Annotated in this window: 7 protein-coding genes; all 7 read right to left on the reverse strand. The window is 65.6% G+C overall.

Translation table 11 applies throughout. The features are described 5' to 3' along the window. Positions 1 to 141 precede the first annotated feature (141 nt). Complete coding sequence (fusA, locus tag Q4F04_RS13620) at positions 142 to 2,265, reverse strand: elongation factor G (protein ID WP_303370352.1); 2,124 nt, start codon at positions 2,263 to 2,265, stop codon at positions 142 to 144. Positions 2,266 to 2,277: 12 nt separating this feature from the next. After that, entirely contained in the window at positions 2,278 to 2,748 is a 471-nt protein-coding gene (gene rpsG, locus Q4F04_RS13625; RefSeq protein WP_182791572.1) for a 30S ribosomal protein S7, read from the reverse strand. A gap of 11 nt (positions 2,749 to 2,759) precedes the next feature. Further along, the gene (gene rpsL, locus Q4F04_RS13630) at positions 2,760 to 3,131 is read right to left on the reverse strand and encodes a 30S ribosomal protein S12 (protein WP_036707536.1); all 372 of its coding nucleotides are present in this window, start codon (positions 3,129 to 3,131) and stop codon (positions 2,760 to 2,762) included. A 247-nt stretch (positions 3,132 to 3,378) separates the two neighbouring features. Continuing rightward, the gene (locus Q4F04_RS13635) at positions 3,379 to 4,227 is read right to left on the reverse strand and encodes a glycosyltransferase (RefSeq protein ID WP_303370353.1); all 849 of its coding nucleotides are present in this window, start codon (positions 4,225 to 4,227) and stop codon (positions 3,379 to 3,381) included. After that, entirely contained in the window at positions 4,227 to 5,144 is a 918-nt protein-coding gene (locus tag Q4F04_RS13640) for a DMT family transporter (protein ID WP_303370354.1), read from the reverse strand. Before Q4F04_RS13640 ends, Q4F04_RS13635 begins: the two co-directional genes overlap by 1 nt. An 84-nt stretch (positions 5,145 to 5,228) precedes the next feature. Further along, positions 5,229 to 5,834 (reverse strand): isoprenylcysteine carboxylmethyltransferase family protein, encoded by a 606-nt coding sequence (locus Q4F04_RS13645; RefSeq protein WP_303370355.1) that lies wholly within the window; start codon positions 5,832 to 5,834, stop codon positions 5,229 to 5,231. A gap of 142 nt (positions 5,835 to 5,976) precedes the next feature. Next, a partial coding sequence (locus tag Q4F04_RS13650) for a DNA-directed RNA polymerase subunit beta' (protein WP_303370356.1) occupies positions 5,977 to 8,790 on the reverse strand: 2,814 nt, incomplete at its 5' end.

The following is an 8,790-nucleotide window of genomic DNA, read 5'->3' on the forward strand; positions in this document are numbered from 1 at the left end:
CGATCGTCCCGATGTTGACGTGCGGCTTCGTCCGTTCGAATTTTGCCTTTGCCATTGCAAAGCTCCTGTTCTGGGACGGTGCGTGCAGGCACGCACCCTACGGTTTGGGCAGGGTGCGTGGTTTCCCACGCACCGCCGGCATTACGCGTATTTCTTCTGGATCTCGTCCGAGATGTTCTGCGGCACGGCCTCGTAATGGTCGAACTGCATCGTGAACACTGCGCGTCCCGAGGACATGGAACGCAGGTTGTTGATGTAGCCGAACATGTTGGCCAGCGGCACCATCGCGTCGATGACATTGGCATTGCCGCGGGTGTCCTGGCCGCGCACCATTCCGCGACGGCTGGTCAGGTCGCCGATGATCGAGCCGGTGTATTCGTCGGGCGTCACCACCTCGACCTTCATGATCGGCTCCAGCAGCTTGGCGCCGGCCTTCTTCAGGCCCTCGCGCATCGCCGCACGGGATGCGATCTCGAAGGCCAGCACCGACGAGTCGACGTCGTGGAACGCACCGTCGATCAGCGCGACCTTGAAGTCGATCACCGGGAAGCCTGCCAGCGGACCGGAGTCCATGACCGACTTGATGCCCTTCTCGACGCCCGGGACGTATTCCTTCGGCACCGCACCGCCCACGATCTTCGATTCGAACGAGTAGCCCTCGCCCGGCTCGGTCGGGGTGATGACCAGCTTGACGCGGGCGAACTGGCCCGTGCCGCCGGTCTGCTTCTTGTGGGTGTAGTCGATCTCGGCCTCGGTCGAGATGGTCTCGCGGTAGGCCACCTGCGGGGCGCCGATATTCGCCTCGACCTTGAACTCGCGCTTCATGCGGTCGACCAGGATGTCGAGGTGAAGTTCGCCCATGCCCTTCATGATCGTCTGGCCCGACTCGAGGTCGGTTTCGACGCGGAAGGACGGGTCCTCGGCCGACAGGCGCTGAAGGGCCAGGCCCATCTTTTCCTGGTCAGCCTTGGACTTGGGCTCGACGGCGATCTCGATCACCGGCTCGGGGAAGGTCATGGTTTCCAGGACCACCGGCTTGGCGGGATCGCAGAGCGTGTCGCCCGTGGTGGTGTCCTTCAGGCCCGCAAGCGCGATGATGTCGCCGGTGAAGGCTTCCTCGATCTCTTCGCGGTTGATCGCGTGCATCAGCATCATGCGGCCGACACGCTCGCGCTTGCCCTTGGTCGCGTTCAGCATCTGGTCGCCCTTCTTCAGCGCGCCCGAATAAACGCGCGTGAAGGTCAGCGAGCCGACGAAGGGGTCGTTCATGATCTTGAACGCAAGCGCCGAGAAGGGTTCCGAGTCATCGGCCTTGCGTTCGATGTTGCGGGTTTCCGTCTCGTCATCGGGCGCAAAGCCCATCAGCGGCGGCACGTCGACCGGCGCCGGCAGGAAGTCGATGACCGCGTTCAGCAGCGGCTGGACGCCCTTGTTCTTGAAGGCCGAGCCGGCAGTGACCGGGAAGAAGGCCAGCGCCAGCGTGCCCTTGCGGATCAGGCGGCGCAGCGTCTCCTCGTCAGGCTCGCTGCCTTCGAGGTAGGCTTCCATCGCCTCGTCGTCCTGTTCGACGGCAAGCTCGATCATCTTGCCGCGCCATTCCTCGGCAACGTCCTTCAGCTCGTCGCGGATCGGCTGGCGGACCCAGCTTGCACCGAGGTCCTCGCCCTTCCAGACCCATTCTTCCATCTTGATCAGGTCGACGATGCCTTCCAGCTTGTCCTCGGCGCCGATCGGCAGGGCGATCGGGCAGGGGGTGCCGCCGGTGCGGTCCTTGATCATCTGGACGCATTTGAAGAAGTCGGCGCCGATCTTGTCCATCTTGTTGACGAACACGATCCGCGGCACCTCGTAGCGGTCTGCCTGGCGCCAGACGGTCTCGGTCTGCGGCTCGACGCCGGCGTTGGCGTCCAGCAGGCAGATCGCGCCGTCAAGCACCGCCAGCGAACGCTCGACCTCGATGGTGAAGTCCACGTGGCCGGGGGTGTCGATGATGTTGAAGCGGTACTTGGTTTCCGACGTGCCTTCGCTGGTCGGGTCTTCCTGACGCTGCCAGAAGGTGGTGGTGGCGGCCGACGAGATGGTGATCCCGCGCTCGGCTTCCTGTTCCATGAAGTCCATGGTGGACGCGCCTTCGTGCGTCTCGCCCATCTTGTGGTTCTTGCCCGTGTAGAACAGGATCCGTTCGGTCGTGGTTGTCTTGCCGGCATCGATGTGGGCCATGATGCCGAAGTTGCGGTAATGGTCGAGTGCGTAAACGCGTGCCATGATGCGCGGTCCTTACCAGCGGTAGTGGCTGAACGCCTTGTTGGCGTCGGCCATCTTGTGGGTGTCTTCGCGCTTCTTCACCGCGGTGCCGCGGCCGTTCACCGCGTCGGCCAGCTCGCCCGCGAGCCGCTCTTCCATGGTGTGTTCGTTGCGCTTCTTGGCGGCGTCGATCAGCCAGCGGATGCCCAGCGCCTCGCGGCGGATCGGGCGGACTTCGACCGGCACCTGGTAGGTGGCACCGCCGACGCGGCGCGAACGCACCTCGACCGAGGGCTTCACGTTGTCGAGCGCCTCGTGGAAGACCTCGATCGGCTCGCGCTTGAGGCGGCCCTGAACGCGGTCGAGCGCGTTGTAGACGATCGTCTCGGCAATCGACTTCTTGCCGTCAACCATCAGGTTGTTCATGAATTTGGTCAGCACGCGATCGCCATACTTGGCGTCGGGCAGGACTTCGCGCTTCTCAGCGGCGTGACGACGGGACATCTATCTAACCCTCACTTCGGACGCTTGGCGCCGTATTTCGAACGACGCTGACGACGATCTTTGACACCCTGGGTATCCAGGACGCCGCGCAGGATGTGGTAGCGCACACCCGGAAGGTCCTTCACCCGACCGCCGCGGATCAGCACGACGCTGTGTTCCTGCAGGTTGTGCTTTTCGCCGGGGATGTAGCTGATAACCTCGAAACCATTGGTCAGGCGCACCTTGGCGACCTTCCGCATGGCCGAGTTCGGCTTCTTCGGCGTGGTGGTGTAGACGCGGGTGCAGACGCCGCGCTTCTGAGGGTTTCCCTGCAGGTGCTGCGACTTGGATCGCTGCACCTTGGGCTGCCGCGGATTGCGGATCAGCTGTTGGATCGTCGGCATTCGGTTCCCCGTCTTGCTTTGCGATACTCGCGCCCGGGCTTGGCGCGCCACTTCTCGACAGCCTTTCGCGCCCATCGCGAAACGCCAAACCCATCCGAACCCTGTCAGGGGCTGGACGGGAAGATTTCCAGAGGATCAGGGGCTGTGCCCGGATCGTGACCGTGATGGTTCTGGGGTTCCCGTCCGCTTTCGCGCCGGGTGCCGGGCGTATATGCGGATTCGCGCGCCGATGTCAATGAGGCGAGGCTCAGCGTCTCCATCTTGGCCGGTCCGCCCCCGGCAGGGCAGCGGCCTTGGCAGTCCTGTCCAGCGCGGGCAGGTCCACGCCGAAGCGGCGCCTGAGCAGGGGTGCAGGGTCGGCGGGCGGGTCGGTCCAGGGATAGTTCGGCCCCAGCGCGCCCGAGTCGCTGTCGTGGTGGACCGTCCGCAGGAACATGGGCCGGTCATTCAGGGCCATGCCGTTCATGTAGCTGCCGATCTTCCAGTGCTCATGGTCGATGCAGGTTTCCCGCGCATCCGGGCGCTGCCAGATGACCAGCGCCACGCCGGTGGCATGGACATGGCGCGGCAGGGCCTCGACCCCGATTTCGGTCGCCTTCAGGATCACGCCCTTCATGTAGTCGCCGAAAGCCCGCCCGTCACGCCGCAGCATCGGCATCAGCAGCCGCAGGTCGCGGTGGGCGCGGGCGACGAAGTCAAAGGCCAGCCCGTCGTCGTCGTCGTGCTTGAACTGCCCGACCCAGTCGGCGGCAGGGTCCACATGGGGATGGATCGCACGGGCGCAGGCGACGCGGTGATGCTCCATCGGCGGCACCAGCTCCAGCCGGATCTGCGGGTGGGCGGCGGCGATTTCCCGCAGCCGGTCCAGCCATGGCTGCGGCAGGTCGGGGCCGGTCATGATGACGATGGTATAGTGGGGATCGGTCTGGCGGGTCAGGCCAGGCAGCGCCACCGCCTCGAACCATGCCCAGCGGCGGGCAAGCCGCGCGGGATCGTAAAGGAAAGCCCGCCGTTCCTCGATCGAATCGTGCCGGACCTGGAAGCCCCGGCCGCCGAGATAGGAGAAGCGGCAGAGGCCCAGAAGCTGCGCCCGCATCAGCGGGACCCGTCCTGCAGCCGCGCCTCGCGCCAGATCGAGTAAAGGCCGGCCGCCACCACCAGCCCGGCCCCGAACCAGGTCCAGCCGGCGGGCCAGACGCCGAAGACGGCGAGGTCCACGAGGAAGGCGAAGATGAGGGCGGTGTAGCGGAAGGGCGAGACGAAGCCGACCTCGCCCACCCGCATGACCGCAACGGCGGTGAGATAGCCGATGGTCAGGAACACGGTCGAGATCGCGAGGCCCATGACTTCCCCGCCCATCGGCCAGCGCCAGTCGCCAAGCTCTCCGGTCAGCGGGGCGCCCAGGGTGACGGCGAGCGCGGCGTAGAAGGCGACGGTGCTGGACCTGACCGCAGGGGTGAAGCCGCGGCTGGCAAGGTCGCGCACCACGATCAGGACCACGGCCACCACTGCCAGAATTGCCGAGGCGTCGAAGGCGCCGGTTCCGGGGCGCAGGATCAGCAGCACGCCGACCAGTCCGACCCCCACGGCCGACAGCCGCCGCCAGCCCAGCCGCTCGCGGAAGACGACGGCCGCCGCCAGCATGATCAGCAGCGGCGTCGCCTGCATGACCGCCGACAACTGCCCGAGGGACATGAGTTGCAGCGCCAGCAGATAGACGAGGGTCGAGGACACCTCGGCCACCGTCCTCAGCGACAGCATGATCCGGTCCCGCTGCCCCTTCGGCCACCAGACAACCCCGCCGTCGCGTTGCGCGATTGCCCAGAGGATCGCCGTGACGACGATGCCCCGCAGCGCGATCGCCTCGGACAATGGCAACGTCTGGGTCACAACCTTGACGGCGGTGTCGTTGAAAACGAAGGCCGCCATCGAGGCGACCATCAGCGCCGCCGCCAGCAGGTTGTCCCCCGCCCCGCCACGCTGGCCAGAGGGAAGCCGAAACCGGCGGTTCATCGAGATCAAAGGGGTTCGCATGGAAAGCCGGCGCTGTTGTCATTCCGCCCTATGATGCGGCAGCGGCAGAGGGAAGGCCCATCCTCACCACAGCGACAGCAGCGCCCAGCCAAGGCCGACCTTGAGCTGGTCCACCAGTTCGACGATCGGAATGAAGCACAGGAAGACAACGGCATCAAACATGATGCGCCGCAGCGTGGCGATATCGACCTGCACGGTCCTGCCGGTGCGGAACAGCCGCGGATCGGGCAGGAAGAAGGGCATGCGCGCCGCACAGGCGTCATAATCCGAGCCGAAGCCGTGTGACAGGAAGGCGGCTTCCTTCCGCGCAGTGTTCCACAGGATCACGCCGTCGGTCGCCCCAATCAGCAGCCCCAGACTGACCGCCCCGAACATCAGGCCGATGCCCGTCGCGGCGACGGTCGAAAAGAAATACAGCGGATTCCGGGTCACCGAATAGGGGCCGTCCTGCACCACCATCCGGTTCTTGGCGCCGCCGACATAGAGGATCGACCAGAAACGGCCCAGAACCCCTACCAGCAGAAGCAGAAGACCGAAGGCTTTGATGACTTCGTGTCCGAGGCCGCCTGGCCCAAGCGCCGGATTGACCAGAAGGATCGCCGGCATCATGGCCAGAAGCGACAGCCGCAGCAGGTTGATCCGTCGCTTCTGATCGACCGCCGCCTGCATCCCACCCTCTCAAGGCGTTTTGTTTATGGGCCGGATGGCTACGCCTGCCGCCGATGACACGCACGCGGGCGGCTCGCGCCCCGTCCGCAAAAGAAAAGGCCCGGCGCTTGGCCGGGCCTTTCGGTTCCTTGGGGCCGTCAGATCACTCCTCGGGCGAGGTGATGACCGTGTCGATGTCCGCGTTCCGCACCTCGGGCGAGGATTGGGGCGCGGCCAGCGCCGCGGCGGCTTCCGCCTCGGCGCGGCGCATCTCGATCACCTCGGCGTCGCGGCCTTCGGCGATGCGCTTGACGCGGGCCGTGGCCCCGCCGGTGCCGGCCGGGATCAGGCGGCCTACGATGACGTTCTCCTTCAGGCCCACGAGCTTGTCGCGCTTGCCCTGGACGGCAGCCTCGGTCAGCACCCGGGTCGTTTCCTGGAAGGACGCGGCCGAGATGAAGCTGCGAGTCTGCAGCGAGGCCTTGGTGATGCCCAGAAGCACGGGTTCGCCTTGCGCCGGACGGCCGCCACGGGCCTCGATCTTGGCGTTCTCCTCGTCGAACTCGTCGCGGTCCACGTGCTCGCCCTTCAGCAGCGTGGTGTCGCCCGAATCGAGGATCTCGATCTTCTGCAGCATCTGGCGGACGATCACCTCGATGTGCTTGTCGTTGATCTTCACGCCCTGCAGCCGGTAGACGTCCTGCACCTCGTCGATCAGGTAGTCGGCCAGCGCCTCGATCCCCATGATCCGCAGGATGTCATGCGGCGCCGGGTTCCCGTCCATGATGTAGTCGCCCTTCTGCACGAAGTCGCCTTCCTGCACCGGGATGTGCTTGCCTTTCGGCACCATGTATTCGACGGGCTCAAAGCCTTCCTTGTTGGGCTGCACGATGATCCGGCGCTTGTTCTTGTAGTCCTTGCCGAATTTCACCGTGCCGTCCATCTCGGCGATGATCGCGTGGTCCTTGGGACGGCGCGCCTCGAACAGTTCGGCCACGCGGGGAAGACCCCCGGTGATGTCCTTGGTGCGCGCGCCTTCTCGCGGGATCCGCGCGATGACGTCGCCCGCCTTGACCTCCTGCCCGTCCTCGATCGACAGGATCGCATCGACCGACATCGGATAGCTGACCGGGTTGCCCTGCTCGTTGCGGACCGGCTCGCCGTCCTCGCCCATGATGATGATCTCGGGCTTGAGGTCGCTGCCTTTCGGCGCCGACCGCCAGTCCGTCACGATCTTCTGGGTCATGCCGGTCGCCTCGTCGGTGTCCTCGCGGACCGACAGGCCCGAAAGAAGATCGACGAAGCGCGCGGTTCCCGCCTGCTCGGCGATGATCGGCAGGGTATAGGGGTCCCATTCGAACAGCTTCTGGCCCCGCGTCACCGCGTCGCCGTCCCGCACCATCAGCTTCGAGCCATAGAACAGCTTGTGGCTGGCCAGCGCCGTGCCCTGCTCGTTCATGACGTGCAACTGCATCGAACGGCTCATGACGATCAGTTCGCCATTCGCGTTCTCCAGCACGGCCTCGTTCTCGAACCGGACGGTGCCTTCCTGGTTCGCCGCGATGAAGGACTGCTGGCCGCCCTGGGCGATGCCGCCGATGTGGAAGGTCCGCATCGTCAGCTGCGTGCCGGGTTCGCCGATCGACTGGGCGGCGATGATGCCCACCGCCTCGCCGATATTGACCAGCGTGCCGCGGGCCAGATCGCGACCGTAGCAGAGGGCGCAGACCCCGTCCTCGGCCTCGCAGGTCAGGGCCGAGCGGATGCGGACGTTCTGCACGCCCGCGCCTTCGATGGCGTCGGCCTTGCGCTCGTCGATCAGCTCGTTGCGGCGCAGCAGCACCTCGTCCCCGCCCGGCACCAGCACGTCCTCGGCCGCGACACGGCCCAGGATGCGTTCCGACAGCGGCGAGATCACCTCGCCGTCGTTGATGGCAGCCGAAGCCGTGATCGCCCGGTCGGTGCCGCAGTCATGCTCGCGCACGATGCAGTCCTGCGCCACGTCCACCAGGCGGCGGGTCAGATAGCCCGAGTTCGCCGTCTTCAACGCCGTGTCCGACAGGCCCTTGCGGGCGCCGTGGGTCGAGTTGAAGTATTCAAGAACGGTCAGGCCTTCCTTGAAGTTCGAGATGATCGGCGTCTCGATGATCTCGCCGTTCGGCTTGGCCATCAGGCCCCGCATCCCGCCAAGCTGCTTCATCTGGCTGACCGAACCCCGGGCGCCCGAGTGCGCCATCATGTAGACCGAGTTCGGCTCCATCTCGGCGCCGTTCTCGTCCTGGTGCTTGGCCGAGATCGTGGTCATCATGGCCTCGGTCACGCGGTCGTTGCACTTCGACCAGGCGTCCACGACCTTGTTGTACTTCTCGCCCTGGGTGATCAGGCCGTCGAGATACTGCTGCTCGAACTCCTTCACCTGCTCCTGGACCTCGCCGACGATGTCCCACTTGGACTCGGGCACGACCATGTCGTCCTTGCCGAAGCTGATGCCGGCGCGGAAGGCCTCGCGGAAGCCCATGCCCATGATCTGGTCGCAGAAGATCACCGATTCCTTCTGGCCGCAGTAGCGGTAGACGGTGTCGATGACGTTCTGGACGTCCTTCTTGCGCAGCAGGCGGTTGACGAGTTCAAACGGAGCCTTGGCGTTTTTCGGCAGCAGCGCGCCCAGACGGACCCGGCCGGGCGTCGTCTCATAACGCTTGATGACCTCGTTGCCGTCCTCGTCGATCTGCGGCAGGCGGCAGGTAATCTGCGAGTGCAGATGCACGGCGCCGGCGGCCAGCGCGTGCTCCACTTCCTCGACCGAGCCGAAAGCCATGCCCTCGCCCACCATGCCGTCACGCTGCATGGTGGTGTAGTAGAGGCCAAGCACCATGTCCTGCGACGGCACGATGATCGGCGCGCCGTTGGCGGGCGACAGCACGTTGTTCGTGGACATCATCAGCACGCGCGCCTCAAGCTGGGCTTCCAGCGAAAG

Origin of the sequence: Paracoccus sp. (in: a-proteobacteria) (assembly GCF_030536915.1) — a bacterium.
Taxonomy (GTDB): Bacteria; Pseudomonadota; Alphaproteobacteria; order Rhodobacterales; family Rhodobacteraceae; genus Paracoccus.